Below are 375 nucleotides of genomic sequence, written 5' to 3'. Positions count from 1 at the left end.
AATATCCAGCAGACCAAATGGAATTTGAAGAAATGTTTAAATCGGAGCAAGCATGCATTGATTACTTGGTATCATTGAGATGGCCAAATGGTTTTGAATGCCCCCAATGTGGCTCAATTCGATTCTGGAAAAAGAACAAAGGACGGTATGAGTGTTCTGATTGCCATAAAGAAACTACAGTGACAAATAATACAATGTTTCATAAAAGTACCAAGTCCTTGCTGATTTGGTTTCATGCCATTTGGTGGATGGTTGCCCAAAAGAATGGTGTCAGTGCAAAGGGATTGCAAAAGGTGCTTGGATTAGGAAGTTATCAGACTGCGTGGACTTGGCTGCATAAGTTCAGACGATTAATGGTGTTAAGCGGTAGAAGCA

At 40.3% G+C, this 375-nt stretch carries 1 protein-coding gene; it reads left to right on the top strand.

Annotated features, from left to right (window positions below):
• Window positions 1-17: 17 nt before the first annotated feature.
• Window positions 18-375: transposase (locus tag HC176_RS17490; RefSeq protein ID WP_167920277.1), on the top strand; the 358-nt coding region annotated here is incomplete at its 3' end.

The organism is Tamlana crocina (assembly GCF_012037625.1).
Note: the sequence above shows the minus strand (reverse complement) of the source record. Positions and strands in the feature narration are given on the sequence as shown.